5 protein-coding genes and 1 tRNA gene are annotated in these 16770 nt (G+C 76.2%); all 6 read right to left on the bottom strand.

Annotation, left to right across the window (positions count from 1 at the left end; translation table 11 throughout):
• Positions 1–501 precede the first annotated feature (501 nt).
• Positions 502–583: transfer RNA gene (locus WMF20_RS48345), tRNA-Leu, on the bottom strand.
• 232 nt (positions 584–815) lie between these two features.
• Positions 816–2072 carry an ATP-binding protein gene (locus WMF20_RS48340; RefSeq protein ID WP_437608673.1) on the bottom strand — a complete coding sequence of 419 codons (1257 nt, stop codon included), beginning with the start codon at positions 2070–2072 and terminating at the stop codon, positions 816–818.
• A 57-nt stretch (positions 2073–2129) separates the two neighbouring features.
• Positions 2130–3890 carry a carboxypeptidase-like regulatory domain-containing protein gene (locus WMF20_RS48335; protein WP_437608671.1) on the bottom strand — a complete coding sequence of 587 codons (1761 nt, stop codon included), beginning with the start codon at positions 3888–3890 and terminating at the stop codon, positions 2130–2132.
• A gap of 505 nt (positions 3891–4395) precedes the next feature.
• Complete coding sequence (locus WMF20_RS48330) at positions 4396–12252, bottom strand: hypothetical protein (RefSeq protein WP_437608669.1); 7857 nt, start codon at positions 12250–12252, stop codon at positions 4396–4398.
• Positions 12253–12479: 227 nt separating this feature from the next.
• On the bottom strand, positions 12480–14315 hold the full coding sequence (locus WMF20_RS48325) for a S49 family peptidase (RefSeq protein WP_437608667.1): 1836 nt from the start codon (positions 14313–14315) through the stop codon (positions 12480–12482).
• 16 nt (positions 14316–14331) lie between these two features.
• Positions 14332–16509 (bottom strand): zinc-ribbon domain-containing protein, encoded by a 2178-nt coding sequence (locus tag WMF20_RS48320; protein WP_437608665.1) that lies wholly within the window; start codon positions 16507–16509, stop codon positions 14332–14334.
• Positions 16510–16770: the final 261 nt, after the last annotated feature.

Raw genomic sequence — 16770 nt, 5'->3', positions numbered from 1 at the left:
CGCGCAAGCCGCGCCGAATCGCCGATGCAGCGCGGCCCGCGGCGAGGTCTCTGCGATTCGCGGCGATATGGCTGCCGACGCTCCTGGTCAATCGCACGAAGACGCCGAACACGACCGGACCGAGCCAGGCAGCCGAAACGACACGTCGAGGCGACCGAGCGGAAGACCCCTGAGGCGCTCCCAAGCTCGCTCACGCGTGCATGCCCCGCGCGCGCTCGCGTGACGTTCGCCCAGAACAGGCGTTCGGTCCTGTCGCACGCCCCCGGAGCTCCACTCCCCCACACGGCGGGTGCTGCTCGCGCGCGTCGCGCTGGGCACAGACGAACGCTCAGCGGCGCGGCGTCAGGGCAGGCCGTCGAGCCTCAGACGCGATCTCCAAAACCGAGCCCCCCGGCGACCCAGGATGGCCACCGCTGGCACTGCACACCAGCTGACGGGAATCCGCTCAGCCAGGTGCGGACAAGGATTGGAGAACGATGCGTCGTAGAGAGAGAGACAGAGTGCGAAGGGGGGGACTTGAACCCCCACGGTGTTACCCGCTAGCACCTCAAGCTAGTGCGTCTGCCAATTCCGCCACCTTCGCGAGTGGGTCGCGGGACGGAACCTACCCAGCTGGCCAGGGAAGTCAAGCTAATCCTCTCGAAGTCGTCACACGGCGGCCCCGCGCGCTGCCCAGCGCGGTGTGCCGGCCTGGCGGCCTCGGCAAGCAGCCTGCCGCAGCGGTCGCGGCGAGGCACGAGCGCGCGACCGCTGCGCGAGCGAGCCCCCCGCGCCGCCCTTCGAACGCTGAGCGGGCCCCCGCGCCGCCGCTCCCGTCAGCGGACGAGCGCGTCGACGATCTCGCGGATCTCGAACGGCTTGCGCACCCACGACACCCCGGAGTTCGCCGGGAGGGGAGCCGCGACGGCGCTGCCGGACATCACCACGAGCCGCACGTCGGGGTTGGCGCTGCGCACCGCGGAGACGGTGCCGAGGACGTCCTGCGCGATCGGCGAGATGTCGAGCAGCGCCGCCTGGAACGGGCCGGACGCGAGCGCGCCCGGGAGCTCCACCGCGCTCTGGACGCTGACGATGCTCGCCCCGCGCGCCGTGAGCGCCGTGTCGAGCAGATCCACCACCGCGTCGTCGTCCTCGACCACCAGGATCCTCACGCCCTCGAGGACCGCGCCGGGAAGCGGCGACGTCGTGCTGCGCGGCGCAGACGGCGCCTCCTCGGCCTCCGCCTCCCTGGCCTCCACGTCGTCACCCGACGAGCCGCCCGCAGGCGCGGGCGCGGAGCCCTCGATCGGCCAGCGCAGCTCGAAGCGGGCGCCCTCGTCCGATGGGACGAGCGCGAGCGCGCCGCCAGCAGAGCTCGCCAGCGCCGCAGAGTGGCGCAGGCCGATGCCCGCCCCACCCGGACGCGTCGACACGCCGGAGCTCAGCAGCGTCGCGCGGCGCGACGGCGGCACCCCAGGCCCCTGATCCGCGACCCCGACGATCACCGCCGCGCCGTCCAGCCTGGCATCCACGCGCACGGCAGAGCCGCGCGGCGAGAGCGCGACCGCGTTGAGCAAGAGGTTCGTCAAGATCTGCACCACCGCGGCGCCGTTGCTCACGCAAGCCCGCGCGACGTCGGGATCGATCTCGGCGCGGAGCGCGATCGACGAGCGGCGCGCCTCGGGCTCGAGCCCGGTCACCGCGTCGTCGATGACATCGGCGAGCAGCCGCGTCGGCTCGCCCAGCGGCGTCGACGCGACCTCGCCGTCGCCGGCCGGACGCCCCGCGGCGTCCGCGCCGATCGCCCGCCGGATCAGGCGGCGGGCGTCGCGCGCCCGCGACACGGCGACGCCGAGCGCGCGGCTCAGCTCAGCGCCGTGCTCGGCCTGGGCCCGCTCGATGCAGCCCACGATCACCGTCAGCGCATTGGAGACCTCGTGCAGCGCGACCGCGAGCTCCTGCGCCGACGGAAGGGACGCGCTCGCGCGCTCCTCGTCGGTACGCTGCCCCGATTCGCCGCGCAGAGGTGGCGCGAGGGTCAGGCCATCCTCTGTTGAAGGCTCCGATGTCCCACCGCGCGTCGGCTGCGCCACGGGCGCTAGCCTATCTCGCTCCGCGCTGAGCTGGTACCGCCCTTTTTCGCTCCGACTTCACCTGGACGTCGATGGGGGGAGCGGCAGGACGTAGGAGCCGTCGGGCTCCGACCGGGTCTCGCCGATCTGGATGACCCCCGTGACCGTCCCCTGCGCGGTCTTCCTCTCGACCGGCAGCCAGGCCACGACCGCGGCGTCGCCGAGCCGGTCGCCCGACGCGTCGCGGACCACGCCCTGGAGCACGGCCGGGTACGACGTGGCGAGCTCCAGGTCGATGACCGCGGCGTCGGTCGGGGGGACCACCAGGCGCGGCAGCACGAGCCACGGGTAGGCGGAGCCCGGCGTCGGCCGGACCGAGAAGTCGAACTCCCCGGGGTCGGCGCCGATGGAGAACGCGCCGTTGCGCAGGACCCCGGACGCCTGCCGGGGCAGCGGCGGCTCCGGGTTGAGCACCTGGTTGAGGTAGTTCGTGACCTCGCCGAGGGAGGGGACCGCGACCACGCTCGCGCCGTCCATCCACTCGCCCGTGGGCCCCTGGACGCGGCCGCGCAGCGTCCCGGCCTCGGGGATGAGGATCGACTGGCCGCAGTAGCAGTCGTCGCCGGCGGCGAACCTGAGCGACTGCCTGGCCCTCGCCTTGGTGGTGTCGTTGATCGGCTGCGCGAAGACGACGTACTCGCCGGGCGGGAGGTCGGCCCGGAAGAGGCCGCTCGAGTCGGTCTCGGTGTCCAGCTTGTAGGCGGCGGTGGGGGCCTGGTCGATGTTCGCGCTCTGGATGCGGACGGCGGAGAGCACCGGGTTGCCGTTCGCGTCGAGCGTCCGGCCCTCCACGCGGCGCGCCGCCGCGTCGAGCTGGAGCAGCGAGAGGGTCAGGTTCGCCGTGGACCCGTGGAGCGCGACCGCGGCGAGCTCCCAGTAAACCGTGGGCCGCGGCTCGCCGTCCTTGGGTCGCAGGCGGATGAGCGGGCTCTTCTCCTTGTCGGTCCAGTAGAACTTCACGCTGAACTCGACCCGCGACGCGGTCCCCGGCGGGCTGGGCTCGCCTTGCTCGAGGACGCCGACCTGCGAGATGACGCTGCCGGTCAGCGGGTCGACGACGTCGAGCTTCCACCCGTCGACGCTCAGGCCCGCCGGCACCTGCAGGCTGCCTTGAAGCACGGCGGGAGCCTCGGCGTTGATGCCGAGCGTCCACGGCTCGGGCACCTGCTGGTTCGGCAGGAAGATGGGCGGGGGGAGGTCGTCGCGGCAGCGGCTGTGCGGCTGCGGTACCAGGTAGAGGTGATAGCTCCCGGCGGGGACCGCGAGCCGGAATCGGTGGCCGTCGGAGCCGTTCGGCTCCGAGACCGCCGCGTAGCTCTGGGCGGGCAAGCCCAGCAGGGGCGCGATGCGCCGGAGCTCGGCCTTCACCGGGAAGTCCCCGCCGGTGAGGTCGCCGCAGTAGGAGCCGCCGAGGCGCAAGGTGACCGTGACGCTCACGGGCGGAGGGACCGTGAGATCGAGGGAATGCACCTGCCCGCCGGCATCGTCCGGGGGGAAGCTGCTGCCGGCGTCGAGATCGAGGAGGTGAGAGACCTCGGCGCTCACCTCGCGCGAGACGCGCGGCCGGATCTCCAGGAGGAGCCCGTCGAGGTGCGCGCTGGTCGAGACGCACGCGCGGTGCCCGTCGACCTCCGCGCAGGTCGCCCCCGGGCCACACTCGACCGACCGGTCGCAGGCGTTGGTGGGGCTGGAGTCCGCAGCCTCGAGGGGGATGCTGCACGCCGCCGAGGCCGGCAGGCAGGCGAACAGCAGGGCGCGCACGGCGGGTCGCGAGCTCACGGCGCCCTCCTCGCCGAGCGCGCGACGCGCTCGGCGCCGAGCGCGCGCGGTGTCGGCGCCGTGGGAGCGCGCGGCGGCGCCGAGAGGACGCTGGCGACCGGAAGCCGCCGAGCCGAGGAGAGGAACGCGCGCGGCCCGAACGGGTCCGCACCCGAGCAGGCGCAGGGAAAAATCACGTTGGAAAGAGAAGGCGATGTTCGTGCCAACGCGCCGCCGGCGTTCCGGGCAGCGCGAGGCGTGCGCGCTGTCCGCTGGGCAGCGCGAGGCGTGCCTCCTGCCAGCGGGGCGGCGCGCAACGGGCGGCGAGGCCGTGACAGCGCTGTCGCGTTGAGACGGACGCACCGAGGTGACCAGGCCGCAAACGTCGCAGCGGGGTGAAGCGTGGGCGTGCACACGGGAGACCTCGGGTGGACGGGGTGCAACAGGGGCCAGGCCGGCGCGGGGCGCGCGGTCGAGCGCAGAGGAGATGTCGTCGAAGGCGGCAGCGCGGCGGCTGCATCGACGCCTACGTGCCGGCGCGGAAGCGCGAGCTGCCCGTGTCGACCCGCCGGAGTGAAGGCACCGTACCGGGCTGCCATCGCGCTTCGGCGTACTCCATCCGCGTCGCGAGGCGTACGAGATCGGCGATCTCCGGGTGCGCCGCGCACGCGGCGGCGAGCCCCTCGGGGTTGGAGAGCGGGACCGAGAGCTCGAGGCCGCGCTCCTTGATCGTCGCGCGCACCGCGGTGGCGAGGTTGCCCGCGGCGAAGAGGCCGGCGCGGCGCATCGCGGTGCGGGTCGTCTTGACGGCCGCCTCGTAGGTCATCTTGCTGGCGCTGTCGCAGATCTCGCGGAGGCGGCGCTCGGCGCGCGGAGGGATGAGCTGCCAGAGGTTCTGCTCCAGCCGCACCACGGCCGGGTTGCCGCGCGTGCTGTGCGCGGTCGCCTCCAGCGGGCCGAAGGCGGCGACGACCGCGGAGAGGAGCGTGCGGAGCTCGTCCTCGGCGCTGGTGTTCACGAGGACGTAGTCGGGCATGGCGCCGGCCAGGTGAGCGCCGAGCAGGTAGCGCAGCTCGGGGCTATCCTCGCGGATCTCGCCGCGCAGGAGCACGGCCGGCGGGTTGACCCGGATGACCTGGCCCTCGGGCGACGGCGGCGCAGGCGACGGCGCGCGCTGGTGGAAGAGCGCGGTGCGCAGGAGACCCAGGTGACCGGCCACGGCGCCATAGAGCTCCCCGAGCACGGTCGGCGACGTCGGCTGGACTCGCTCGGAGGCGACGAGCCCGGACTGGGTCGCGTCGCGGCGGTAGAGGCCGGTCTCCCAGACGAGCGCGAGCGCCTCGTTGACCGGCGACTCCAGGTCGCGGAAGAGCAGGGCGCTCACGAGCTCCGGCGCGTCGCGCTGCGCGGCGAGGAGCGGGGGCAGGACGGCGCCCTCGCCGCGCCGGTCGGACGGCTCGTCGCCCTCGAAGGCGCGCAGCACGTGCTCGATGGCGCGGGCGTAGGTCATGTTCTTGTCGGCGATCGCGGCCGCCTGGAGGCGCTCGAGGGCGCCCCGATCGCCGAGCCGCAGGTGGGCCTGCATCCGGCGGACCGCCAGCGCCTCGCGGGAGCGATCGTCGCGCGGGGCGAAGCTCTTCATGAGCCGCTCGCCCGCCTCGTACGAGCCGGCGGCGAGCTCGCGGAAGAGCGAGGCCTCCTCGAAGCTCTCGGCCGCAGACGGCGGCCACGTCGTGAGGAGCCGCGTCGCGGAGGAGGGCGGCTGGAGCGACGCCGGGACGGAGACCGGCGGCGAGGCGTGCTGCGCGCCCGCGCCGGCGCGGCCCGGGGCGGCGCCGCTGCGCGCGACGTTGCCCTCCGCGGCCCCGGAGGGCGACGCCCCCGCGGGCGGGGCGACCGCCGGCCCCTCGAGCAGGTCGTCGTCCGACAGCGCGGGAGCGCTGGCCTGCGATGCGTCGGCGGCGATCAGCGACTCGTCGAGCGGGTCGTTGAGCTCGACCAGATCGATGTTCGGATTGCCGGAAGCCGGCGCGACGCCGCTCGACGGCGCGCGGCTGCTCGCGGGCGCGCTGGCGCTCGACGGCGCGCGGCTGCTCGCGGGCGCGGCGCCGCTCGACGGCGCGCGGCTGCTCGCGGGCGCGCTGGCGCTCGACGGCGCGCGGCTGCTCGCGGGCGCGACGCCGGTCGACGACGCGCGGCTGCTCGCGGGCGCGCTGGCGCTCGACGGCGCGCGGCTGCTCGCGGGCGCGGCGCCGCCGGCCGATGGGGATGGGCCGCCGGGCTGCGCCTCGGGCGCCGCCGGGGCAGGCTCCAGGGCGGCGGCCCGGGCCGCTGAGGCGTGAGGGACCTCCTCGGGCGGCAAGGTCGCCCGCTCGCTGGCCAGCTCGGCGTTCAGCTCGGCGATCTTCAACCCGAGCGAGCGATCCGAGCCCGCCAGCACCGTGGCCTGCGAGAGGATCTGCGCTGCGCGGTCCGGATCGCTCGACGCGTGCAGGCGCGCGAGCTGCATCAGCGCGCGCGCCCGGTCGATCCCCGAGCTCTGCGCGACGAGCTCTTCGAGGGCCTTGCGGGCGGCCTCGGGCTCGCCCCGGGAAGCCGTGAGCTCCAGCTGGCGCCGCAGCGCCAGCGCGCGCGTCTCCGGCTCCGCCGCGGCCTCCTCGAGCAGGCGCGCCGCCGTCTCGAGCTCGCCGGCGTTCTGCGCGGTCTCGGCGGCGGCGAGCGCGACGCGGCCGCGCGCGCGCATGCCCTGGAGATCGCCGCCGAGCGCGCGCTCGAACAGCGGGAGGGCGGCGGAGAAGTTCCGCTTCAGCGCGAGGCGCTCCGCCATGCCGAGCGCGACCAGCGTGCTCGGGCCGACCTCGGCGTGGCGCCGGGTCAGCTCGCGCATGCCCGCGCCGTGGCCCTGGATGACGTCGAGCGTCTCGGCCAGGAGAAACGCGTGCAGATCGACGTGCGCCGGGCGCAGGCGCGGCGCGATGCGGCCGAGCTCCTCGACCGCGGCCTGCGCGTCGCGCGGCGTCCCGGTCCCGCGCAGGCGATACTCGATGCGGCGCGCCTCGAGGACGGCGTCGGGCGAGTCCGGGGCGAGCTTCATGGCCCGGCGAGCGCGCTCGAGGGCCGTGGCGTCGTCGCCGAGCATCGAGGTGGCGCGGGCCGCCTCGACGAGCAGCTGCGCGCGCCGCTCGGGGGCGTCGCGCGACGCGCTGGCGAGCTGATCGAGCGCCGCGGCGAGCGCGTGGCCGTCGCCCTCCCGGCGGGCGATCTCGACGCGGAGCTCGATCACGGCCTCGCGCGGCGCGATGCGCGCGACGCTCTCCAGGGTGTCCTTCGCGGACTCGACGTCCCCGCCGCCGAGGTAGCTGCTGCACGCGCGGAGGTTGTACTCGGCCCGCTCGTCGGTGGTCGTCGCGAGATCGCCCAGCCTGCACCAGAGCGGGGCGGCGCGGAGCGGCGTCCCGAGCCGCTCGTAGATGTCCGCGAGGAACCGGAGCGCGCTCACGTCGTCCGGCGACGCCGCGAGCAGGGCCTCGAGCTCGGCGCACGCCTCGTCGAGCAGGCCGAGGCGCTGCTCGAGCAGGGCAGCGCGCCGGAGCCGCAGCGCCCGCCGCGTGTCCGGCAGCGGGGCCGCCTCGATGCGGCGCGCGAGGAGGGCGGCGACGGCGGCGTGATCGCCGCGATCGCTCGCGTCCTGCTCGACGACCTCGAGGGCGTGCAGGTCGGTGAGGTCCAGCCGGGCGATCGCCTCGTAGAGCGCCACCGCGGTGCCGCGATCGCCGAGCTCCTGGGCGAGCGGCGCGAGCTCGCGCAGCACGAGCAGCCGCTCCTCGTCGCTGGAGGCGGCGCCCTGGAGGCGCGTGAGCACGTCGAAGAGCTGCCGGCGATCGTCGCCGCGCCGGGCGAGCCGGATGAGCTCGTCGAGGTGCGCCTTGTCGAACGGGGTCTTCTGCGCGGCCTCGAGGAGGAGCTCCAGCGCGCCGTGGAGATCGCCGCCCGCGGCGAGGATGCCGGCGAGCTCGCGCGTCATCTCGAGGCGGGCGGCGCCCGTCACGTCCACGCGCGAGAGCTCGGTCTGGAGGAGCGCCTCGAGATCGCCGCCGCGCTCCTCGGCCGCGTACAGCCGCCGCAGCTGGGCGACGATCCCGGCGCGCGCCTCGCCCTGGAGCTGGCCGCCGGCGAGCGCCCGCTCGAGGGCGACGATGGCCTCGGCGCGCTGGCCCTCGCGCTCGTGCTTGTCGGCGAGGTGCAGCAGCGCCTCGAGGCGCCGCGCGACCGGCAGGGCGTCGTCCAGAGCGCGCTTCAGCGCCTCGTCGCCGCTGGCCTCGACCGCCGCCTCCGCCTCGTAGGCGAGCACGTCGTCCTCGGGCGCGCGGCGGGCCGCCTCCACGAGCAGCGCCGCCGCGACCGGCGGCACGTTCAGCGCGCCGGCGAGCTTGCTCGCCCACCGGAGCAGGCCGGGGCCGACGCTCGAGTGCGGCCGCATCGCGGCGGCGTACACCGCCGCGATGAGGTGCGACGCCGGCTCGGTCTGCCGGGCGAGCTGGCCGACGATGTCGAGCAGCGTCTGGAACTCGTCGACGTCGCCGTCGGCGAGCATCGCGCGCTCGATCGCGGCGAGCGCGAGCGCGGGGGAGTCGAGGACCTCGACGGCGATGCGCGCCATCGCGAGCCCCGCGCGAGCGCCGTCGGGCCCATCGAGCTTCGCGATGCTGGCCTTGACCGCGCGGTCGAAGCGGATGGCCTCGACCTCCGGCTGCCCGGTGGACGCGACGAGGTCGCGGATCGCCGCGCCCACGTCCTCGACGATCGCCGGATCCGGGCGCACGATCATCGCGCGGAGCAGGATGTCGAGGCGCAGCCGGAGGCCCTCCTCCGTGCGGCCGGTGAGGGCCGCGGCGCGCTTCAGCCACGCGTTGCGCGACGCCGGATCGGCGGTCGCCGCCACCCGCTCGAGCGCGCGCACGGCCTCCGAGGGCTCGCCGGCGTGCTCGGCGAGCCGCGCGAGCAGCACGTACGACGTGCCCTCGGTGGGGACCGCCTCGAAGCTGGCCACGGCGTGCGAGAGCGCGAGCTCGAAGGCGCCGCGCCGCTCGAGCTGCCGCGCGGCGCGGTAATGGGCGGCGCGGCGGCCGTAGCAGCCCAGGGCCGCGTCGGCGAGCAGCCGGTAGGTCTTGTCGAGGACGTCGACGCCGCCGTCGGCGTCCGCCGACTTCTCGACGAGCGCGACGGCGTCGGCGCGGAGCGGATCCAGCTCGATCGCGCTCGCCGCCGCGGCGAGCGCCCGCTCGGGCAAGCCGTGCTCGTGCGCGAGGTTGGCGGCCTCGATCAGCAGGTTGGCGCGCCGGCGCCGCTCGGGTCCGACGTCGCCCGACCACCTGCTCTCCTCCGCGGCGGGCTGCGCTCCCCCGTCGCCCCGCGCCTGGGCGGCCCGGGCGACGATCGCGTCGAGCGCGGCCTCGACGCCCGCGAACTCGCACATGTCGCGCGCGTAGCGCTCGGTCCCGCCGCTCGGCGCGATCTCGCTCGCCCGGAACAAGGCGGACTCGGCGCCGCGATGATCCTCCGCCAGGTCCCAGAGCAGGCTCCCGAGCTCGCGCCACGCGGCCGCCGCCTCCTCCGCGGCGTCGCCGCCCTGCGCGGTGAACGCCCGGGCCTTCGCGTCGGCCAGCGCGATGGCGCCGTCGGAGCTCAGCCCCTTGCCGAGCGGCGATGTTTCGATGCGCTGCACCCGCGCGAGGACCTCCTGGGGGTCGGTCTCCGCCGCGGCGGCGCGCGCGAGCTCCTGCGCCGCCCCGTCGGGGTCGCCGCCGTCGAGGCGACAGTCGGCGAGCATGAACATGAGCTCCGCGGCGTGCGACGCCGTCATCTCCACGGCCAGCCACCGCTCGAGCACGGTCACGGCGAGGTGCGGATCGCCGGCGCGGCGCGCGAGCTCCAAGAGCCGCTCGCGCAGGAGCGGGTTCTGCGGGCCGAAGACGTCGAGCGATCGGCGCGCGAGCGCCGTGCCGCGCTCGGGGTCGAGGTCGTAGAGTGCGTGCAGCGCGCTCGCCAGCGGGGCCGCCATCTCGCCGAGCGGCTTCGGCTGCGCCAGGATCCACGCGAGCGCGTCCGAGAGCCGGGCCGCGTCGCCGGCGACCGCGGCGCGGCGGATGAGCTCCGTGGTCGCCTGGGGGGACCCGGGCCGGAGCGCGAGCCACCGCTGGGTCCACGCGAGCGCGAGCGGCAGCTCTCCGAGCGCCTCCAGCGCCCTCGCGAGGCCGTCGCAGAGCGCGCCGCGCGGGAACACCGTGGTGATGGAGCGCTCGATCGCGGCGGCGACCGCGCGGTCGACCTCGAACGGCGGCGCCTCGCCCGCCTCGGCGGCGGCGGAGAGCTCCGCCGTGAGGATCGACGCGAGCGTGGCCACGGCGCGCGTGCTCGACGGATCGGCCTCGCAGGCGAGCACCGCGACCTCGCGCGCGAGCGCCGCGGCGCGCTCCCGCTCGTAGAGCGCCGCGGCGACCGCGAGCAGCACCGCGCGCAGCGCTGGCCAGACCGGCGCGGCGAGCTGCACGATCGCGTCGGCGCGCTCCCGCAGGCGCCCGGCCCGCGTGGCCAGCACGAGCGCAGCGCTGGCGGCGCCGCGGTGCCCCGGCGCCTCGCCGAGCAGCGGCGACACCTCGTCGAGCGCGCGGGCGTCCTGGCCCTGCCGCCGGGCGATCGCCGACAGGAGGAGCCGGGCGCGCACCAGGTCGACCCGCGTCAGCGCGGACGCGCGGATCGCCTCGGACCTCACCGAGCGCACGCCGTCGCCCTCCGAGGACGGCGGCCGCGCCGCCTCGGCCAGCCGCGCGCGCAGCAGGGCGTCGAGCGCGGCGCCGCCCCCGGTCCGCCGGCTCAGCCGATCGAGCGCCAGGAGGCAGCCGCGGTCGGTCGGCAGCGCCCGCGCGAGCCCCACGAGCGCCTCCTCGTAGGCGGCGCGCTCGTCCGGGCGGCCGCGGTAGATCACGACGAGCCGGCGGAGCGCGTCGATCCGCCCCTCGGCCGTGTCCGCGCCGCGGAGCGCGCGCTGCGCCGCGGCGAGCGCCTCGTCCTGCGCCTTGAGCCGCTCCGCGATCCGCTGGAGCCCCGCCGCGGCGCGCTCGGGGTCGCCGCCGACGCGCTTCAGCGCCTCGAACGCCCACCGCGCGAGGCCGGGGTCGCCGATCTTCTCCTCCGCGAGGCGCGCGAGCTCCGAGAGCGCGTCGATGCGCGCCGCCGCGTCGTCCCTCGCCCTCGCGTCCGAGCCCTCGCCGATGCGGATGAGCGCCTCGACGAGGGGCGCCATGTCGTGCAGGGTCGCCGCGTGCTCGCGGAGCGCGGAGCGCGCCGCCGCGTCGCTGGAGTCGCTCGCCGCGGCCTCGATCCAGGCCTCGACGGCGCGATCGGGGCTCGCGAGCGGGCCGGCGTAGAGCCGCGCGAGCGCCGCGTACGCCTCGGCCCTCGGCGCCCCGGCCCGCTGCTCGGCCCTGATCTCGAGCCGCGCGGCCACGAGCTCGTAGAGCCCTGCCTGCTCGAGCACCTCGTCGATCGCGCGGGCGGCGTCGCCGTCGACCTCTCCGTCGAGGCCGGCGTCGAGCACGCAGCCGACCGCGCGCGCCCAGTCGCCCTCGCTCGTCGCGCCCTTGAGCCGGTGGCCGTGGACCTCCGTCGCGCGCTGCAGCGCGGCCTCGCCCTCGCCGCCGGACGCCCGCGCCGCGAGCGCTTCGGCGTGCGCCCGGAGCACCTCGTCGGCGGCGCCGTGCCGGCTGCGCACGAACAGCGCGGCGGCCATGGCCTTGGCCGCCGTGTCGTCGTGGGGGGCGATCTCGAAGGCGCGCAGGCGGTCCTCGAACGCCGCCTCCCGCTCGCGCGCGGCCTCGCGCCGCTTGGCCGCCTCCAGGTACGCCTTCGCCGCGGCGGTGGGGAACACCTCCTCCGACGCCCACGCGGCGATCGTGCCGAGCAGCTCGCTCGCCATCGCGTCGTCCGGGGCCAGCTCGCTCGCCTCTTCGAGCGCGTCGACCGCGCCCGCGACGTCGCTGGCGCGCGCCAGGAGCACGGCGATCTTGACCAGCATCCGCGCCGTCGCGCCGGGCGGCTGCGCGTCGTCGCGGAGGCCGCGCAGCGCCGCTGCGGCCAGGGCCGGCTCGCCCAGCCCGGCCAGCCAGCCGGCCAGCTCGCTCCTCATCGCGGCGTCGTCGCCCAGCGAGAGCGCCCTCCGGGCCAGCGCCGCCGCCCGGTCGAGCTCGACGCCGCGCGCGGCGAGGATCCTCGCGAGGGCGAGGGCCGCCTCGCGCTCTCCTTGCGCGTCGCCGGCGGCGCGGCGCTCGTCCACGCGCGCGCGCCAGTAGGCCTCCTCAGCGCGCGGGCCGCGGTGGCGCGACACCGGCGCGACGGCTCGGCTCCCTCCGATGAGCAGCTGCCCCGCGGAGGCGGGCCCCGCTGGCTCCATCAGCTCCGGCGAATGCAGCGACCTCCGCGCGCCCGACGCTGATGCTGCCCGTTCCGGAGGTGAAGAGCTCATTTCGGCGACCCGCTTCGGGTATGCTGAACCCGATCAGCCTAACAGAACGACCGCGGTACAAGGCCAATCTTCCGGTGCGATCTCGCGCCTTACCTCAGCGTCACCGCGAACGGTAACACCGTGAGCGCCCGCTCTCCGGCCAGGAGCGGCGCCATGGAGGCGGCGAAGGTCCCGATCTCCGGCGCGACGCCGAGCCACTCGGGCAGCAGGGCGCCCGCCATCGCCTCCCGCGCGCGCTCCCTCAGCGCGGCGCGGTCCGGGGCCCGCGCGGCGCTCTCGCCGGTCTCGTCGCGGGCGGCCAGGAGCTCGATCAGGCCTCCATCGTCCTGCTCGATCTCGACCGGCGCGTCCTCGGGCAGCTTCGCCAGCTCGCGCGCGAGCGCGATCGCCCGCTCCAGCCCGCCGAGCTCATCGACGAGCGATCGCTCGTGGGCCTCGACCCCGCCGAAGATCCGCCCCTCCGCGGACGGCGCGATCGACTCCAGCGGGAGGTTCCGGCCCGCCGTGATGCGCTTCAGGAACAGATCGTAGACCGCCTCCATGCTGGCGAGCACGCGGGCGCGGGTGGGCTCGTCCCAGGGCGTGAGCGCCGACATGTACGCGGCGCGCGCCGCCCGCGTCGGATCCGGGTTGGCCGCGACGGTCTCCGCGTTGATCCCGATGTCCGCGAGCGCCTTCCCCACGGCGAACTTGCCGCCCACGACGCCGATCGAGCCGATGATGCTCGTCGGCTCGGCGAGGATCTTGGTGCCGGCGCAGGCGAGGTAGTAGCCGCCGCTCGCCGCCATGCCGCCGATCGAGACGACCAGCGGCTTCTCCTCCCGCAGCCGCATCAGCTTCTGCCAGAGCAGATCCGACGCCAGCGCGGACCCGCCGGGCGAATCGATCCGGAGCACGACCGCCTTCGCGCTCGTGTCCTTGGTCAGGCGCGTGATGATCCGCCCGAGCTCGCGCTCGCCGATCCCGTCCGACGAGCCGAGCGGCATCCCGCTGGCGGTCATGGTGATGCCGCCGATCGCCGGCACCACCGCCACGTGCGGCGTGCCCAGCGTGCTCGCCCCCGAGATCGAGCGGAACACGTCCACGAGGCTCCGCGAGAGGCTCGCGTCGCGCGGGGCGCCGCCGAACCGCGGCACGGAGAGCTCGGTGCCGGCGAGCTTCTTCGCGTCCTCGATCGCGGCCTCGACGTCGCCGAGCTCGTCCACGAGCCCCCTCGCCTTCGCCTCCTCCGGAGCGAACGGGCCGTCCTCGACGGCCTCCCGGAGCTCCGGCTTGCCGCGCCCCTCCACGATGCCCGAGAGCCACGCCTCGCGGAGCCCGCTGAGCGCCGACTGGAGCGACTCACGCGCCTCGGGGCTCGCCCCTTCGCGCGTGAACGGCTCGCTCGCGCCCTTGAACTTCCCCACCTGGAGGAAGTCGACGTCCACGTTGAGCCTGTCGAGCAGCCCCTTCGCGAACATGAGCTGCGCCGCGATCCCCACCGTGTCGACCTGCCCGGCCGGGCTCAGCCAGAGCTTGCTGCAGGCGGCGGCCGCCAGCAGCATCGTCGCGTTGTTGTACTCGTCCGCGTGACACACGACCGGTCGCCCCGCCTTGCGGACGTCGCCGAGGATCCGGCCGATCTCGTGGGCGCGCGCGAACGCGAGGCGCGCGCTCCCGAGCCGCACGAGGAAGCCCTTCGCGCTCTCGGCCTCGGAGAGCGCCCGCAGCGACCGCACGAGCTGCGCATGGGTCCTGCCGCTCGGCGGGCCGAAGAGCGACGCCGACGCGCTCTCGGGGAGCCCGCGCGAGAGATCGATCTCGACGACCGCCGGCTCGTCGAGGCGCCCTGCGGGCGGGGCCGGCAGCGGCGCGGCCCGCTCCCTCCCGGTGCACCCCGCCATCGATGCCGCCGCCGCGAGGGCCCCCGCACCGAGCCACCGCATCCGTCGAGCTCGGCGCTTACTCATGCTTGATCCCGGGCAGATCGGAGGTGTCGATCACAGGCGCCGTCGTGCTCGGCGCGGCGGCCGGCGGCGGGTGAACGCCGGGGAGATCGCTCGTATCGATCGTCCCCCCCGGGGCGACGTAGTCGTCCGGCACGCGGCCGTCGTCCGGCCCCGGCGCCCGGCGACCGCGCCCCGGCGCGGCCGACGAGCTCGGGCCGGGAGCGCCCGGCGCGGCCGACGAGCTCGAGCCGGGAGCGCCCGCCGCGGAGCCCTCCGGGCGCGCGCTCGAGGCCGGCTCGACGCCGCCCCTCGGCTTGTCCTGCTCGTCCGGCGCCTTCTCGACGCGGTCGATGAAGGCCCGGAGCGGGCGCGCGAGCAGGTGCGGCGGGCTCATGGCGAGCAGGCGGTCGCTCTCGACGCGCGCGGCCGCGAGATCGCCGGACCGCGCGAGCGCATAAACGAGGAGCGCCCGCGCCCGCCCGGGGATCTGCTCGACGCTCGCCGCCGCCCGGAGCCGCTTGACGACCGTGGCCCAGCTCGGCTGAGCCTCCGCGAGATCGAGCGCGGCCAGCGTGAGGGAGTTCTCGGGTTGCGCGCTCTCGGCCGAGATCGACGCGACGAGCTGCCGCGCCGCGGCGAGGTCCCCCTGCACGCGGAGCAGATCGATCGCGGCGCGGCTCACCTCGGCGTCCGTCGGCGCGACGCGCCGCGCGTGATCGACCGCCTTGCGGGCGCGGTCGATCGCGCTCTTGAGCTCGTGCCGCATCGTGTCCAGATCCGGATCGTCCTCGGCGAGCAGCTGCAGCCGCAGCCACCGCATGTCCGCGTTCACCGTCTCGACCCGGGCCAGCGCCGCGGCGACGCGCGGATCGTCCTCGGCGAGCGCGCTCGCCTTGACGAGCTTGTCCCTCGCGGTCTCGAGATCTCCCTCGGTCAGGCTCCGCTCGCCGTCGGCGAGCAGGGTCGCGACGCGATCGTCGCTCGTCGCCGGACGGGCCTGGACGGCCGGCTTGAGGTACCTCGGCCCGAGCGTCGCGACGCTCACCACCGCGAGGCCGACGACGACGAGCCCGACGATCCACCGCGCGATCCCGGTCCTCTTCATCGGCAGCGAGGTGATCCGCGTGTCGCCGTCGCCGTCGTCGGCGTAGGAGGGCCCGCCGTCGGGGTCGGCGGACGACACCAGCGGCATCGCCCCCGCCCTCCGCCCCACGCGATCCTCGGCCGGCGCGCGCGGCGCCCCGCGCCTCGCCACGGGGCCCTCGTCTCCATGGCCGTCGGCCGAGGCAGGAGCGGCCGCGCGCTCGGCGCGCGGCGGCGGCGCGCTGTTCGGGATCCGGAGCGGGCCGACCCCGGCGGCCCGCCCCTGCCCGTCACCGCCGGCTTCGGCCCCCGGCTTGACGCTGCGCGCCTCGGCGACCCCGGCGCCGCGGAGCGTCCGCGGCTCTTGCCGGCGCGCGGGGTGCGCGTCCGGCAGCGGCGGCGCCTCTTCCGGCGGCACCACGACCCCGGGCAGCGCGCTCGGCTTGAGCATCGCCCGCGCCGGAGCGCTGGCCTCGGGCTCGAAGGCCGCGGGCAGCGTCGCCCGGCGCGGCGAGGGGCGCTCCTTGGCGGACTGGACCTCCCGCACGTCGCGCACCACCGTCTCGTCGTCGTGGATCGACCCGGGACCCGCCTCCGCGCTGGGCTCTGCGCGCGGGAGCGGGATCGCGACCGAGCCGTCGGTCTGCATCGGCGCCGGGCCGCCGAGCCCCGGGGGCGTCAGCGACCTCGAGCGGCTGGGCATCGGCGACGGCCCGCCGATGCCCAGCGCGGTCCCGGCCATGACCATGCTCCCCGGGCCCTTGAAGAACGGCTCCAGCTCCGCGATGGAACCGAGCCGCCGCGGCCGCGCGTTCCCGCGCGAGATCACGTCGTCGCGGGTGACGTGGCCCTGAGCGATCGCCGCCTGGAGCTCCCGGAGCATCCTGAACTCGAGCTCCCGGCCGCCGAGGGTGCGCACCAGCCACTTCTCGGGGAGGGCGCCGTCGGTGCGGCGCACCTTGAACTGGTAGCCGCAGTTCGTGCACTTGACCGTCGTACCGCGCTCCGACACGAGCGCGTCGTCGAACTCGTACTCGGTGCTGCAACGCTCGCAGGTGACATCCATCGGCTCGACCGGTCCCCGTGTCCTCGCGAACGGCTGGCCCACAGGCGCGAGCCTGCCGGGATTCCTCATTCGGAGGTGGCCGCCCGGAACTCGGCGGAACGGTAGCACGGGTTCCCCTGCGTGCCCCAAGCGGTCCGCGCCGCGCCGCGCCATCCTGTCCGGCCGCCGCGAGCCGCCCGCCGCGGCCACCCGCCGCGAGCCGGCCGCCGCGGCCACCCGCCGCGAGCCGGCTGCGCGAGCCACCCGCCTCGGCTTCACGCCGCGAGCCAGCCTCCGCCGGGCGCGGCGCATCCGCCGCGAACC

It is taken from the genome of Sorangium sp. So ce834, from assembly GCF_051521425.1.
In the GTDB taxonomy this organism is placed as follows: domain Bacteria; phylum Myxococcota_A; class Polyangia; order Polyangiales; family Polyangiaceae; genus Sorangium; species Sorangium cellulosum_D.
The sequence above is the reverse complement of the archived record's forward strand: the minus strand, read 5'-3'. Positions and strand labels throughout refer to the sequence as shown.